Origin of the sequence: uncultured Kluyvera sp. (genome assembly GCF_902485085.1) — a bacterium.
GTDB lineage: Bacteria > Pseudomonadota > Gammaproteobacteria > Enterobacterales > Enterobacteriaceae > Kluyvera > Kluyvera ascorbata.
Genome location: NZ_CABTJS010000088.1, coordinates 30336 through 43123, shown reverse-complemented (window position 1 = coordinate 43123; position 12788 = coordinate 30336). Strand labels below are relative to the sequence as shown.

At 52.4% G+C, this 12788-nt stretch carries 10 protein-coding genes, 1 other RNA gene and 1 pseudogene; 5 read left to right on the top strand and 7 right to left on the bottom strand.

Going from position 1 to position 12788, the window contains the following annotated elements; translation table 11 throughout:
* The 5 genes from rnpB to RDN66_RS10375 form a co-directional block, all read right to left on the bottom strand.
* Positions 1-237: RNase P RNA component class A (gene rnpB, locus RDN66_RS10395), an RNA gene on the bottom strand; the annotation flags it as partial.
* 32 nt (positions 238-269) lie between these two features.
* On the bottom strand, positions 270-1415 hold the full coding sequence (garK, locus tag RDN66_RS10390; RefSeq protein ID WP_202217140.1) for a glycerate 2-kinase: 1146 nt from the start codon (positions 1413-1415) through the stop codon (positions 270-272).
* 95 nt (positions 1416-1510) lie between these two features.
* Positions 1511-2401 (bottom strand): 2-hydroxy-3-oxopropionate reductase, encoded by an 891-nt coding sequence (gene garR, locus RDN66_RS10385; RefSeq protein WP_035891024.1) that lies wholly within the window; start codon positions 2399-2401, stop codon positions 1511-1513.
* A 30-nt stretch (positions 2402-2431) separates the two neighbouring features.
* On the bottom strand, positions 2432-3202 hold the full coding sequence (gene garL, locus RDN66_RS10380; protein ID WP_035891260.1) for a 2-dehydro-3-deoxyglucarate aldolase: 771 nt from the start codon (positions 3200-3202) through the stop codon (positions 2432-2434).
* A 26-nt stretch (positions 3203-3228) separates the two neighbouring features.
* Positions 3229-4569, bottom strand: coding sequence for an MFS transporter (locus tag RDN66_RS10375; RefSeq protein WP_202217138.1), 1341 nt, complete (start codon positions 4567-4569; stop codon positions 3229-3231).
* 412 nt (positions 4570-4981) lie between these two features.
* On the opposite strand from RDN66_RS10375, the gene garD reads away from it, so the two are divergent.
* Positions 4982-6553 (top strand): galactarate dehydratase, encoded by a 1572-nt coding sequence (garD, locus tag RDN66_RS10370; protein WP_202217137.1) that lies wholly within the window; start codon positions 4982-4984, stop codon positions 6551-6553.
* 59 nt (positions 6554-6612) lie between these two features.
* On the opposite strand, the gene RDN66_RS10365 is transcribed toward garD, so the two are convergent.
* Positions 6613-7566, bottom strand: a complete 954-nt coding sequence (locus tag RDN66_RS10365; RefSeq protein WP_202217136.1) for a sugar kinase — start codon at positions 7564-7566, stop codon at positions 6613-6615.
* Between the two features lie 10 nt (positions 7567-7576).
* Entirely contained in the window at positions 7577-8431 is an 855-nt protein-coding gene (locus tag RDN66_RS10360) for a DeoR/GlpR family DNA-binding transcription regulator (RefSeq protein WP_202217135.1), read from the bottom strand.
* Between the two features lie 295 nt (positions 8432-8726).
* Between RDN66_RS10360 and RDN66_RS10355 the strand changes: the two genes are divergently transcribed.
* The 4 genes and pseudogenes from RDN66_RS10355 to RDN66_RS10340 all read left to right on the top strand — a co-directional run bounded on the left by RDN66_RS10355 (position 8727) and on the right by RDN66_RS10340 (position 12770).
* On the top strand, positions 8727-9581 hold the full coding sequence (locus tag RDN66_RS10355; RefSeq protein ID WP_202217134.1) for a tagatose bisphosphate family class II aldolase: 855 nt from the start codon (positions 8727-8729) through the stop codon (positions 9579-9581).
* A gap of 24 nt (positions 9582-9605) precedes the next feature.
* On the top strand, positions 9606-10520 hold the full coding sequence (gene pfkB / locus RDN66_RS10350; protein ID WP_202217133.1) for a 1-phosphofructokinase: 915 nt from the start codon (positions 9606-9608) through the stop codon (positions 10518-10520).
* Positions 10521-10530: 10 nt separating this feature from the next.
* Positions 10531-11944, top strand: a pseudogene (locus RDN66_RS10345) (PTS fructose transporter subunit IIC).
* A 10-nt stretch (positions 11945-11954) separates the two neighbouring features.
* Positions 11955-12770: an HPr family phosphocarrier protein gene (locus RDN66_RS10340; RefSeq protein WP_202217132.1), complete on the top strand. Its 816-nt coding sequence runs from the start codon at positions 11955-11957 to the stop codon at positions 12768-12770.
* Positions 12771-12788 lie beyond the last annotated feature (18 nt).

The following is a 12788-nucleotide window of genomic DNA, read 5'->3' as shown; positions in this document are numbered from 1 at the left end:
TTACCGTGCCACGGACTGTTACCAGCCGCGCGGTGCGCTCTTACCGCACCCTTTCACCCTTACCTGATCCCGCTTGCGCGGGCCATCGGCGGTTTGCTCTCTGTTGCACTGGTCGTGGGCTGTTACACCCCCCAGGCGTTACCTGGCACCTTGCCCTATGGAGCCCGGACTTTCCTCCCCTCCGCCCGTCTCCCCCGAAGAGGACGACGACGAAGCGGCGACTGTCTGGTCAGCTTCGGCGCGAAGTATAGAGGGTTTGCGCGTCGATGTCACCCTTCGATCCGCATCCCGACCTGAATTGTGGCGGCGATGTTCCGGGAAGTGTGGTAAATATTCTCCGCCGCATCGCGGAAGGCTTCTTCCAGTGAACCAATGCGATTCAGCACGCTGAATACCGAATCAATCCCGTACTGGTGTACCATGCCAACATCGCGCGTCAGGCTACCGGCAATACCGATAACCGGCTTGTGGTACTTCTTCGCCACGCTGGCCACACCTACCGGCACTTTGCCGTGAATGCTCTGGCTATCGAGGCGGCCTTCACCGGTCACCACCAGCGTGCAATCATGGATATGTTCTTCAAGGTTCAGCGCCTGGGTCACAATCTCAATGCCGCTGCGCAGCTCCGCGCCGAGGAACGCCATCAGCGCCGCCCCCATCCCGCCAGCCGCGCCGGAACCAGGCACTTCTTTTACGTCAATGCGCAGCGATTTCTTAATCGCGTCCGCGTAGTGCGCCAGATTACGATCCAGCTCGACGATCATCGCCTCCGTCGCTCCTTTCTGCGGGCCAAAGATACAGGATGCGCCAAAAGGTCCGGTCAGCGGGTTCGTCACATCGCAGGCCACGCGAATCGCGCAGTTTTTCAGGCGAGCATCAAGACCGGAAATATCAATATGGTTGAGACTCATCAGGCTACCGCCACCAAAACCGATTTCCGTGCCGCTGGCATCGCACAGCTTCGCGCCCAGCGCCTGCACCATACCGGCACCGCCGTCATTGGTTGCGCTGCCACCAATGCCGATAATAATGTTTTTCGCCCCGCTCTCCAGCGCCTGAAGGATCAGCTCCCCGGTGCCGTAAGAGGTGGTAATCAGCGGGTTGCGCTGCTCTGGCGGCACTAATGCCAGACCGCTTGCCGCCGCCATTTCAATAAAAGCAGTATTCCCGTCGCCGGAGCTCCCCCACTGTGCTTCCACGGCTTCGCCAAGCGGACCGGTGACCGTTGACGTCACTGAACGACCCTGCGTTGCCGCAATCATCGCCTCAACCGTTCCTTCTCCACCGTCGGCGACCGGCACTGACACGAATTGCGCTTCCGGAAAGATTTCCCGAAATCCTTTTTCTATGGCCTGAGCTACCTCGGTGGCAGAAAGGCTTTCTTTATAAGAGTCTGGGGCGATTACGATTTTCATATCTGAGCCTATTAGCGCACGACGCCGGAGGGCGTTTCACAGCTCCGGCCTACCCTGTAGGCCCGGCACGCAATGCGCCACCGGGCACAACGTCCTTAGCGAGTGACTTCCACTTTCGCCAGTTTTTCGTAATAGCACGCCAGAGCGCTATGGTCGGCGGTTCCAAGACCATCAGCACGCAGCGCCTGCATCATCTCCATTACCGCGGCGGTCAGCGGCAGCTGCGCGCCCACGCCGTGCGAGGTATCCAACGCATTCGCCAGATCTTTAATATGCAGGTCGATACGGAAGCCCGGTTTGAAGTTACGATCCATCACCATCGGTGCTTTCGCATCCAGCACGGTGCTGCCCGCCAGTCCGCCACGAATCGCCTGATAGACCAGATCCGGGTTAACGCCCGCTTTGGTCGCCAGCGTCAGCGCTTCGGACATTGCCGCAATGTTTAGCGCCACGATCACCTGGTTTGCCAGCTTGGTCACGTTGCCCGCACCAATATCGCCGGTATGCACCACGGAACCCGCCATCGCTTTCATCAGATCGTAATACTTATCGAAGATGGCTTTATCACCGCCGACCATCACCGACAGCGTACCGTCGATAGCTTTTGGTTCACCGCCGCTCACCGGCGCATCGAGCATATCAATGCCTTTCGCCTTCAGCGCGTCGCTAATTTCACGGCTGGCCAGCGGTGCAATCGAGCTCATGTCGATAAGCACGGTGCCCGGCTTCGCGCCTTCGATAATGCCGTTTTCACCTAGTGCCACTTCTTTCACGTGTGGCGAGTTTGGCAGCATGGTGATGATCACATCACACTGTTCAGCAATCGCTTTTGCCGTGGTCGCCGTTTCAGCACCGGCGGCAATCACTTCGGCAATCGTTTCAGGATTACGGTCAGAAACCACCAGCGAGTAACCCGCTTTCAGCAGGTTTTTACTCATCGGTTTACCCATGATACCCAGGCCAATAAAACCAACTTTCATCGTCATTTCCTCAAATGTGTATGTATTCGGTGGTGGTTACTTCTTGAACGCGTCAGCCAGCTTCTGCGTACCGGCGCGGAACACGCCGAGATCGCTGCCAACCGCCACAAAGGTTGCGCCCCACTCCAGATAGCGGCGCGCATCGGCTTCTACCGGTGCCAGAATGCCGCTTGGCTTACCGTGCGCTTTGGCACGGGCGAAAATATGTTGAATCGCCTGCTGCACTTCCGGGTGAGAAGCGTTGCCCAGATGGCCTAACGCCGCGGCAAGGTCACTTGGGCCAACAAAGATGCCATCTACGCCTTCAGTGGCGGCAATGGCATCAACGTTGTCGACGCCCAGCTGGCTTTCGATCTGCACCAGGATGGTGATGTTTTTATTGGACTGCGCGAAGTAATCCGGCACGGTGCCAAACATGTTGCCGCGATGAGAAACGGACACGCCGCGAATGCCTTCTGGCGGATAACGGGTCGAAGAGACCGCCTGCGCGGCTTCTTCTTCGGTTTCCACAAACGGAATCAGGAAGTTGTAGAAACCGATATCCAGCATGCGCTTGATAATCACCGGCTCGTTGGTCGGGATACGCACAACCGGTGCGCTCGCGCTGCCTTTTAAAGCCATCAGCTGCGGGATGAGCGTCGTCACATCGTTCGGCGCATGTTCACCGTCCAGTACCAGCCAGTCGAAACCGGCCAGTCCTAACACTTCAGTGCTGATTGGGCTGGAGAGTGCGGACCAGCAGCCAATCTGAACCTGTTTTGCCGCCAGCGCAGCTTTGAATTTGTTAGGGAAAATCGCGTTATCCATTTTCATTACCTTAAGTTAGTCGTGGCTTACTTACGCAGTTCCAGACGTTTGATGTCGCCAACCACGAACAGGTAGCAAACCATCATCATCAGCGCAGAGCAGCCTACAAAAATCAGTGCACCATTAAAGGAGTGCAGCTCACTCACGATATAGCCAATCACCAGCGGCGTGACGATAGACGCCACGTTACCGAAGACGTTAAACAGCCCGCCGCACAGCCCTACAATCTCTTTTGGTGCCACGTCGGAGATAACCGGCCAGCCGAGTGCACCAAAACCTTTACCGAAGAATGCCAACGCCATCAGGGTAACCACCAGCGCGGTGTTATCGGTGTAGTTACACAGAATAATCGTCGATGCCAGCAGCATGCCCAATACGATAGGCAGCTTACGGGCAAAGGTCAGCGTACAGCCACGACGAATCAGGTAGTCGGAGAACAACCCGCCCAACACGCCACCGGCAAAGCCGCACAATGCAGGAATAGACGCCACGAGCCCTACTTTCAGAATCGACATGCCTTTGTCCTGCACCAGGTAAATCGGGAACCAGGTGAGGAAGAACCACGTAATGGTGTTCAGGAAGTACTGACCGAAGAAGATCCCTAACATCATACGGCTGCTCAGCAACTGCTTGATGTAATCCAGCTTCGGACCTTTTGCCGCATCGCTGCCCGGCTTTTTATGGTCCATATCGACCACGGCACCGTTATCCGCAATGAACTTCAGCTCTTCTTTGGACATGCGCGGATGGTCGGTTGGGTTATGGACGAACTTCACCCACATCCCGGTCAACACAAAACCAATCACACCCATCACGGTAAAGACGTGCTCCCAGCCCCAGGCGAAGGTTAACCAGCCCAACAGTGGCGAGAACAGCGCTAAAGAGAAGTACTGCGCGGAGTTAAAGATAGCGGACGCCGTGCCGCGCTCTTTGGTCGGGAACCAGGCCGCTACGATACGGGCGTTAGCCGGGAAGGAAGGCGCTTCAGAGAAGCCCAGCATAAAGCGCATGAAGAACATTGAGACGCCCGCCCATGCCAGTGGGAAGAAGCCAACAAAGCCCTGCAGGAAAGTAAACAGCGACCAGAAGAACAGACTATAGGTATAGACTTTCTTCGAACCAAATTTATCCAGTAACCAACCACCGGGGATCTGCATGAGCAAATAAGCCCAACCGAACGCAGAGAAGATGTACCCCATTTCGACCGCGCTCAGACCCAGCTCTTTTGCCACCGACGTACCGGCGATTGAGAGCGTGGCGCGGTCCGCATAGTTAACGGCCGTAACAATGAAAATAACTAAAAGAATTAAATAACGGGTATGCATTCCTTTTGTTGATCCAGAAACATCAGCTGTATCGTGTATCATTTTATTATCCTCGGGCACAGAGAACCTTAATTATATTTTTATTATTAAGGTCTATTTCGCTGATTATTTATTGATAACTGGCAATCTTAATAAATCGATAATACGCCATGAAATCGAGATTCAGTATAATCAGGAAACGATAGCCATACATTGTGCAAAAACACAATTTAATAGCCTTATAAAATCTTTTAGTTATACATATGCACATAACACTGGGCGCTGATGCACAATTTCAATTTTTGATACCCTTGCGCCACAAGGCATGACGACAATAGGTGATCTTTATCACATTTTTAGATTCCAACACCTGACATGCTTTATTCCATAATCAAAGTGTTCTTATTTTCCACATTGAATAACCTGACACTTATAACATTTATTATTTTACCCACTGGCTGGAGAATGCTGGACAATGGCTAACATCGAAATCAGACAAGAATCGCCGACTGCCTTTTATATTAAAGTGCACGATACAGACAATGTCGCGATTATTGTTAACGATAATGGATTAAAAGCAGGAACCCGCTTTCCTGACGGTCTGGAATTAATTGAGCATATTCCTCAAGGGCATAAAGTGGCCCTGGTGGATATTCCCCACAATGGCGAAATTATCCGCTACGGCGAGGTCATCGGCTACGCCGTTCGCGACATCGTCAAAGGGAGCTGGATTGATGAATCCATGGTTATTCTGCCAAAGGCACCGCCGCTGAATACCTTACCGCTGGCAACCCGAGTGCCAGAGCCGCTGCCGCCGCTGGAGGGCTACACCTTCGAAGGCTATCGCAACGCCGACGGCAGCGTGGGTACCAAAAACCTGCTGGGTATTTCAACCAGTGTACATTGCGTGGCGGGCGTGGTGGATTACGTAGTCAAAATTATTGAACGCGATCTGCTGCCCAAATACCCCAACGTCGACGGCGTGGTTGGCCTCAATCACCTGTACGGCTGCGGCGTGGCGATCAACGCCCCGGCGGCCATCGTGCCCATTCGCACCATTCACAACATCGCCCTGAACCCTAACTTTGGCGGCGAAGTGATGGTTGTGGGCCTCGGCTGTGAAAAATTACAGCCAGAGCGTCTGCTTCAAGGTACCGAAGATGTACAGAGCATCCCAGTCGACAGCGCCAGCATCGTACGTTTGCAAGATGAACAGCATGTTGGTTTTCGCTCAATGGTCGACGACATTTTGCAGGTGGCCGAACGTCACCTGGAAAAACTCAACAAGCGCCAGCGCGAAACCTGCCCGGCCTCTGAACTGGTCGTCGGTATGCAGTGCGGCGGAAGCGATGCGTTCTCCGGCGTGACGGCAAATCCGGCGGTAGGCTACGCGTCTGACCTGCTGGTGCGCTGCGGCGCAACCGTGATGTTCTCGGAAGTAACCGAAGTGCGTGACGCCATCCACCTGCTCACGCCGCGCGTCATCAACGAAGAAGTGGGCAAACGCCTGCTGGAAGAGATGGCCTGGTACGATAACTACCTCGATATGGGCCAGACCGACCGCAGCGCCAACCCGTCTCCGGGCAACAAGAAAGGTGGACTGGCAAACGTGGTGGAAAAAGCGCTGGGCTCTATCGCTAAATCCGGCAAGAGCGCTATCGTGGAAGTGCTTTCACCAGGCCAACGCCCAACCAAGCGCGGCCTGATTTATGCCGCCACCCCGGCAAGCGATTTTGTCTGCGGCACCCAGCAGGTCGCTTCCGGCATTACCGTTCAGGTCTTCACCACCGGCCGCGGTACGCCGTACGGTCTGATGGCCGTACCGGTCATCAAGATGGCCACCCGCACCGAGCTGGCGAATCGCTGGTATGACTTAATGGATATCAACGCCGGAACCATTGCCACGGGCGAAGAGACGATTGAGGATGTAGGCACGAAGCTGTTTGAGTTCATTCTGGACGTGGCGAGCGGGCGTAAGAAAACCTTCTCGGATCAGTGGGGTCTGCATAACCAGCTGGCGGTGTTTAACCCGGCTCCGGTGACTTGATATTCAACACGGTGATGAGAATAAGTCCTGCGGGAGGTCATTGTACCTCCCGCATTTTTTCATGCGGCATGATGTTGTGCGAAGAAAGCTTCAATTTGTGCGCGCGTAGACGTCCCTTCCATTGGACCACGTTGTGCTATCGCCAGCGAGCCACTCGCATTAGCCCACTTCAGCGCTTCTGGCGGCTGAATACCAGACAGGAACAAGCTCACAAACGTCGCGCCAAAACAGTCTCCTGCACCGGTTGGGTCAATCACCGGAACATTAAAGCCTGCAGCGTGGTGAGTTTCCTTCGAACTGAAATAGCTGGCGCCACGCGGGCCTCGTTTAATCACCACATGCTTCACACCGCGTTTTAGCAACTTGTCGACTAACACCTGCTCATCACGCCCACGGTTAAGACCAAAATAATCCAATTCACCGTCGCTGGGTAAAAATATATCGGTGTAATCAAGAATGTACTCAAAGGCCTGTGACATCTCCGGAATATTGAGCATCTCTTTGCGAATATTCGGGTCGAACGATACGGTGCCGTTACGAGATTTTACATTCTCAATCGCTTTACGCATGGCATCGATGATGCGAAAGGAGAATAGCGACGATCCCATGATGTGAAAATGGTTGCACTGGTTTAATAGCGTCTCGTCAATGTGCTCCGCCGTCAGCAACCCACAGGCGCTATTGGGCATATTGAAGATAAAATCACGCTGCGCCTGGTTACGGTAACTCACAAAGGCGCTACCGGTCGTCGCCTTCTGCAGCATCGCGATGCCACTCACGTTGACGCCGTCTTTTTCCAGCCGGGCAATATTCATTTCACCAAAGGCGTCGCTTCCTACGCAGCTAAACAATACGGAACCAAAACCTAGCTTCGCCACCTGATCGGCAAAAATGGCCGGCGCGCCGCTGGGATAGGGGCCCCAAAATTCTCCCGGTTGCGAGAAACCCTGGTTTTCTTTCTTGGCGAGGAACTCCACCAACAGCTCACCGATGGTACAAATGGTCACGTTCATCACCGCTCCTTCACTTCGCTTTTTGCAAGGCAGGGTTGAGCCATGTCAGGCATTCATTGTTGGTATAGCTATTGGTCAGCCCTGCCGCGAGAAAGCGGGTATGATATTCAGCAGCGACAACCTGTGGTGTCACGATGCCACTGACCTGCTGTAATTCCCCTACGGTATAGCGTTTCTCACCGTAAACGGGCCGTCCGGCTACCACCGCAATCACGCGTTCACTTTGCGCGACGGCCTCATGAAGAAGCCGCGCGCGCGTTTCATGCCTTACGCTCAGCGTACCGTCTTCAGCAATATGATCGACGGCAATCAACGCTCGGGAAGGACGATAATGACGGAATGCGTTTATCGCCATTTCTCCCTCGATCTCGTTGCCTTCACGGCTAATAACACCGCCGAGAAGCACGCTTTCGCCGTTAAGAAACTCTTGCGCAAAAGGAACATGCGCCAGATCGTTCATAAGCAGGCAAAGATCTTCATTGCCAGCAAGAAAAGGGATCACCTTTCGTAAGGTAGAGCCAGGGCCTAAAAAAACCGTCTCACCATCATCAATGAGTGCAGCAACCTGACGCGCAATTTCGGTTTCCAGCGCTTTATCAACAACGGCAGCGACAGGCTCTCTTAACTGAGCGGTCGGCGCGCCCTGCTGCGCCGTATAAATTGCGCCACCAAATGAGCGTTTCAGGTAGCCTTGCTGCTCAAGATAGTTCAGGTCATTACGGATAGTTACTCCAGACACGGCAAGCATCTCAGCCAGATCGTCGACCTTAATTTCTCCGTTCTTACGGACGATATCTGCAATATCTAAGCGTCTTTTCAGCAGGCTGGTTGACGGTTTTGCCACGGTGTTATGCCCTATTTTCATCTCGAGGAATAACTTTCATTTTTAAATTTTCATTATCTCTTGTCAAACCAGTCGATACCTCGACGCTTCAAAAAACCATTAAAATCAATACATTTCAATGAATTAATGATTTTCATTTATGAAAATTAATATTTAAAAACGAAAGATTTTTATCACAATTGACTTTCATTTTTAAAATCAATTCGCCGTAGTGTGCGTTTGATCACAACGTATTCGCAGAACGATCGCTACATTACTTTCAAAATGAAGCAGTAAAATCATTTTTAACTTTAATTTTGAAACTTAAGGGTCGAATATGTACATCATCTCTAGTAAAAACATGCTGTTAAAAGCTCAGCGCAAAGGCTATGCCGTTCCCGCTTTTAATATCCACAATCTGGAAACCATGCAGGTCGTCGTAGAAACGGCGGCTGAACTCCGCTCTCCGCTGATCCTGGCCGGTACGCCAGGCACTTACAGCTATGCTGGTACTGGAAACGTTGTCGCGATCGCCCGCGATCTGGCGAAACTGTGGGATCTCCCACTGGCGCTGCACCTCGATCACCACGAAGATCTCGCCGATATTACCCGCAAGGTCCAGGCCGGGATCCGCTCAGTTATGATCGACGGTTCCCACTCCCCGTTTGAAGAAAATATCGCACTAGTGAAAAGCGTCGTTGAGCTGAGCCACCGTTACGATGCCAGCGTCGAAGCCGAATTAGGCCGTCTGGGCGGCGTGGAAGATGATCTGGTCGTGGATGCAAAAGACGCACTCTATACCAACCCGGAGCAGGCACGTGAGTTCGTCGCCCGTACCGGAATCGACTCGCTGGCCGTTGCCATCGGTACCGCTCACGGGATGTATGCAGCCGAACCGAAACTCGACTTTGAGCGTTTGGCTGCGATTCGTGACCGTGTCGATGTTCCGTTGGTACTGCACGGTGCTTCAGGCTTGCCGGACAGCGATATCCGCCGGGCAATTTCATTGGGGGTCTGCAAAGTTAACGTGGCTACCGAACTGAAAATTGCCTTCTCCGATGCGCTCAAACAGTACTTTATTGATAAGCCTGACGCTAACGATCCGCGTCATTACATGAAGCCTGCAAAAGAAGCGATGAAAGAAGTCGTCCGTAAGGTTATTCATGTCTGCGGTTGCGAAGGGCAACTGTAACGATCCCGTGCAAGGAGCTCTGTCGTGATCCATACCCTGACGCTAAACACTGCCATCGATATGAACATTTTTTGTGGTTCATTACAGCCTTCAGTGGTTAATCGAACGCAGCACACAGAATATTGCCCAAATGGCAAAGGCGTTAACGTTTCTCTGGTGCTTAATCATTTTCAACAACCCACGCATGTGATGGGAATATTTGGTGGTTTTACTGGTCGCTATATTGTCGAGGAGTTACGCAAGCAAGCTATAAAAGTTACTCCAGCCTGGGTGTCAGAGCCAACACGTATTAATATATTCATTAATGATGGAGTCGACGAATATAAATTAGTTAATCCCGGAGCCAGTATTGATGATGATTGCAAACACCAAATCATTCATCATTTAGACTCTGTAACCTCCGGTGATTATTTAGTTATTAGTGGAAGTTTGCCGCCGGGGATCGAAAGCCGTTTTTATGCAGAAATTATAACCCTGTGCCAGAAGAAGGGCTGTGAAATCATACTGGATATCAGCCACCCTTCACTCCGGCAGCTTCTCGAATTTCAACCATTGCTTATCAAACCCAACGATGATGAATTAAAAGAGATCTTTAATCTCGACGTCAATAGCACGAAACAGGTACGTGAAGCCATGTTGACGTTGCACCAACTCGGCGCTCGTAATGTACTGCTTACGCTAGGGGCAAAAGGACTCTATTTCTCCAATGGCACAGCGCTGTGGTTCTGCTCTGCGCCAAAGATAGAACTCGTTAGCTCAGCTTGCGCAGGCGATGCAGCGCTTGGAGCATTCTTAAGTAAATGGCTCAACGATGACGATGTCACCCATGCGCTTGCGCTTGCCAGCGCAACCGGTGCAGACGTTGCCAGCTCCGCAGGTCTTGGAAAACTCAATCGCACAGAAGAATTACAACAGCAGGTTCAAATCGTCCAATTATAAAGGCCCGATTATGAAAAAAATTATTGCAGTTACCGGCTGCCCTACAGGTATTGCCCATACATTTATGGCTGAAGAAGCCTTAAAGACCGCAGCAAAAAAAATTAAACGTTGAAATTAAAGTCGAAACCAATGGTGCTTCTGGAGTTGAAAATCCTATCACACCGGACGACCTTAAAAATATTTACGGCGTTATTATAGCTGCCGATAAGGATGTTAATGCAGAACGATTTAATGGTCTCCCTGTCATTGAGGTTCCAGTAAAAGAAGCAATTCATCATCCAGCAGATTTAATTAATAAAGTTGTCAGCGGTCAGGCAATACGACGTCAAGGAATATCCTCATCTTCAGAATCAGAAGATAAGTACGAAAAGGAGTCATTTGGCCGCCAGGTTTATAAACATCTAATGAGCGGTGTATCAAATATGCTGCCTTTTGTGGTCGCAGGTGGGATCCTGATTGCTCTCTCTTTCCTATGGGGGATCTATTCTGCCGACCCGAATTCGCCTCAGTATAACGTGATTGCCGCCACGCTAATGAAAGTCGGTCAGCAGGCCTTTTCCATTATGGTGCCGGTCTTTACCGCCTATATCGCCTGGTCAATTTCAGGGCGTCCCGGCATGGTGGCGGGCTTTGTTGGTGGATTACTGGCAAATGCGACCGGCGCTGGATTCCTCGGCGGGATCATCGCAGGGTTTGCAGCAGGCTATTTTATGTTGCTGATTCGCAATCTGCTCAACGGGCTACCGCGTCAGTACGAGGGACTTAAGTCGATCTTTATCATGCCATTGGTTGGTGTGCTGGTGATTGGCGTACTGATGGTGCTGCTCGGCAAACCGGTTGCCGCCATCAACAACGGCATGATGAGTTGGCTAAGCTCTTTACAAGAAGCGAACCCAATTCTACTTGGTATTGTCGTCGGTGCGATGTGCTCCTTCGACTTCGGCGGCCCGGTCAATAAGGCGGCCTATGTCACCGGTACCCTGCTGCTCGGCCAGGGGAATTTCTTTTTCATGGCCGGCGTTTCAGCGGCCTGCATCACGCCACCGCTGGTTATCGCATTAGCCACGACCTTTTTCCCGAAAGGCTTTAGCGAGGAAGAACGTGCCGCGGGCATGGTGAACTACATCCTTGGCTGTACACATATTACCGAAGGGGCAATCCCGTTTGCCGCAAAAGATCCGCTGCGCGTCATCCCAATGATGATGATTGCCTCCTCGATTTCTGCGGTGCTCAGCTACAGCCTGCATATTGAAGTTCCGGCACCACATGGTGGTTTCTTAATCCTGCCTCTGGTGAACAAACCATTGACCTGGGTGCTATGCATTCTGGCCGGTTCCGTCTGCGGTGCAGTCATGCTGGGATGCTGGCGGCTGTGGCAAAAACGTTCTCAGGAAGCGGTGGCGCTGGCCAACGCAATCAAATAAGGAAAGCGCTATGCAACTGACACTTGCTGATATCCATTTCGACCATCTGATCAAAACGAAAGAAGATGCACTCACCCATATTGTCGGCATACTCACCGACGCCGGACATACCCAACCCGCGTACCTGCAAGGAATGCGCGATCGTGAAGAGCAAATCAGTACCTACCTCGGAAACGGCATTGCTATTCCCCACGGTACGCCGCAAAGTCGCGATGCGGTATTGAAAACAGGAGTAAAAGTGCTAGCTTGCCCGCAAGGTGTCGATTGGGGAGAAGCGCAGACTGCCTACCTGATTGTCGGCATTGCGGCACAGGACAACGAGCATCTGGATATTTTGCGCCAGCTCACCCATGCACTAGGAGACGATCGCGTTCCCGAAGCGCTCTCCCGCGCCGAGAACGCGCAGGCGGTGCTGGATATTCTCGCTGGAGAGATTACCCCTGCAGAAGGGGATGTCGTTGAACCACCGCCGGTTTTCGATGAGGATGCGACCTTTACGCTACGCAACCCCCACGGACTACACGCTCGCCCCAGCGCGGTACTGGTAAAAGCGGTGAAGCAGTGGCAATCACAAATCCGTGTCGAAAATCTCGATACCCAGTCACCCATCGTGGACGCTAAGAATTTAATGCGCGTCGTCTCATTGGGCGCCAAACAGGGGCATAGGCTGCACTTTATGGCCAGTGGAGATGACGCCCATCAAGCGCTTCGGGCGATTGGCAGCGCCTTTGACGCCGGTCTTGGCGAAATCGCCGCTCAACCACAGCAAGGCATTCAGCCTATCGAGAAAGATCGCCGCAGTTGGCTATCTAGATTATTTAGTTAATTTTCAAAATGTTAATAG

Excerpts from the sequence above, each read along its gene's own strand:
- garK (WP_202217140.1), bottom strand. The coding sequence starts at position 1,415 with ATGAAAATCGTAATCGCCCCAGACTCTTATAAAGAAAGCCTTTCTGCC.
- garR (WP_035891024.1), bottom strand. The coding sequence starts at position 2,401 with ATGACGATGAAAGTTGGTTTTATTGGCCTGGGTATCATGGGTAAACCG.
- garL (WP_035891260.1), bottom strand. The coding sequence starts at position 3,202 with ATGGATAACGCGATTTTCCCTAACAAATTCAAAGCTGCGCTGGCGGCA.
- RDN66_RS10375 (WP_202217138.1), bottom strand. The coding sequence starts at position 4,569 with ATGATACACGATACAGCTGATGTTTCTGGATCAACAAAAGGAATGCAT.
- garD (WP_202217137.1), top strand. The coding sequence starts at position 4,982 with ATGGCTAACATCGAAATCAGACAAGAATCGCCGACTGCCTTTTATATT.
- RDN66_RS10365 (WP_202217136.1), bottom strand. The coding sequence starts at position 7,566 with ATGAACGTGACCATTTGTACCATCGGTGAGCTGTTGGTGGAGTTCCTC.
- RDN66_RS10360 (WP_202217135.1), bottom strand. The coding sequence starts at position 8,431 with ATGAAAATAGGGCATAACACCGTGGCAAAACCGTCAACCAGCCTGCTG.
- RDN66_RS10355 (WP_202217134.1), top strand. The coding sequence starts at position 8,727 with ATGTACATCATCTCTAGTAAAAACATGCTGTTAAAAGCTCAGCGCAAA.
- RDN66_RS10340 (WP_202217132.1), top strand. The coding sequence starts at position 11,955 with ATGCAACTGACACTTGCTGATATCCATTTCGACCATCTGATCAAAACG.